General features: G+C 66.0%; 1 protein-coding gene. It reads left to right on the top strand.

The genetic code is table 11. The annotated features are described in order from the left end of the window. Positions 1-18 precede the first annotated feature (18 nt). Positions 19-1805: condensation domain-containing protein (locus ABZW16_RS43890; RefSeq protein WP_354962090.1), on the top strand; the 1787-nt coding region annotated here is incomplete at its 3' end.

The following is a 1805-nucleotide window of genomic DNA, read 5'->3' as shown; positions in this document are numbered from 1 at the left end:
CAGAAATTGAGTCCGGATGTGCCGATATCAGAGGCACAGTACATCGAGTTGCGTGGCGATCTCGACGTCGATCTGCTGCGCGAAGCCTCGATTCGGGCAGGCCGCGAGTTCCAGTCCGGATACCTACGGCTGGTAGAGGTCGACGGCGAGCCGTACCAGGTGTTCGACCCGTCGCTCGAGTCGCCGGCGCCGGTGATAGACGTGCGTGGCGAACCGGATCCCGTCGCGGCGGGCTTGGAGTGGATGCGTCGGGAGTACACCAGGCCGCTCGATATGACGCGGGACCGGTTGTTCGGATCGGCGGTTGTGTGGGTGGGGGACCGGCATTACCTGCTGTACACCCGAATCCACCACGTCGCGATGGACGGCTATGCCGGAATGATGACCCTGAACCGCATAGCGGCGCTGTACACGGCGGCGGTGCGGGGCCGGACGGCGGAGCCGAACCGGGCGGCGGACGTGCGCACGCTATATGAGGCCGACCGCAGCTACCGGGAGTCGAAGCGGTTCGCCGACGACCAGGAATATTGGCTGAATAAGCTCGCCGACGCCGGGGACGAGTCCAGTCTGGTCGATGGGCACGCACCCGCGCGCGCGGACAGTGCGGTCGCAACCGCCGAACTTTCGCCGCTGATGGTGCAGCGGATCGAGCATGCCGCGGAAGTGTGGAATGCGAGCCCGGCCGCGGTGGTGATCGCCGCATTCGGCTGCTACCTGGCGCGGATGACCGGCCGAGACGACGTCATGGTCAATATTCCCGTATCGGGTCGCACGAACGCCGTGCTGCGGCGGTCCGGCGGGGTCTTCGTCAATGTCGCTCCCCTTCCGCTCATGCTGGATCGGGACGATACCGTGGCGACACTGACGCGGCGGGTGCAGTCCGATCTGGTGGGGGCGTTGCGGCACCAGCGGTGCGGCCTGACCGACATTCGTGCCGCCGCCGGACACCACGGCGGACTGCGGCGTTTCGCCGGCCCGGTGGTGAATGTCATGTTCTTCCACCAGGAGATCCGGTTGGGTTCGGTGACCGGGGAGTTCCATATCCTCAGTTCGGGGCCGGTCGACGATCTGCTGGTCGACCTGTATCAAATCGGGGAGCCGCCGCGGACGATCCTGCACTTGCTGGCCAATCCCGACCTCTATACCGACTCCGAACTCTCGGCGCATTGCACGAGGTTCGAGGAATTTCTCGACGCGTTCGCCGCCGCGCCGGACACTGCGTTCGACCAGGTTCACCCCGAAAGCGCCCGTGCCGGCGCCCGGATCAAGCGCCGCCGCGAGAACCTGGCGTTCTGGCGGGCCACGCTCGCGAACCTGCCCGAGGAGCTTCGTCTGCCAGTCGATCGGCCCCGGTCAGCGGTACCGTCGAATCGAGGCGCCACCGCAAGCTACCCCTTGCCTGCCGATCTGGTTCCGGCACTGGAACAATTTGCGCGGCAGCATAGTTCGTCGCTGTTCACGGCGATCCATGGCGCGTTGGCGGTACTGCTCGCCCGGTTGAGCGGCACCACCGACATTCCGATCAGCACACCGACCAACGGGCGCGCTACGGCCGCGCTCGACGGTGTCGCCGACTTCGCCGACACCGTGGTGCTGCGGACCGAGATCGATCCCGCTGAATCGTTCACCGAACTACTCGGCCGGATCGAACAAGTCGATGTGGACGCCTTCGAGCACGCCGACGTTCCGTTCGAGCAGGTGGTGGACCAGCTGGTGCCACAGCGGTCCCAGTCCAGGCATCCGCTGTTTCAGGTGCTGTTGGCGTTGCGGAATCAGGAGCCGGTGGGGTCGGCCCTGTCCGATTT

This window comes from Nocardia sp. NPDC004604 (assembly GCF_040609795.1).
GTDB lineage: Bacteria > Actinomycetota > Actinomycetes > Mycobacteriales > Mycobacteriaceae > Nocardia.
Note: the sequence above shows the minus strand (reverse complement) of the source record. Positions and strands in the feature narration are given on the sequence as shown.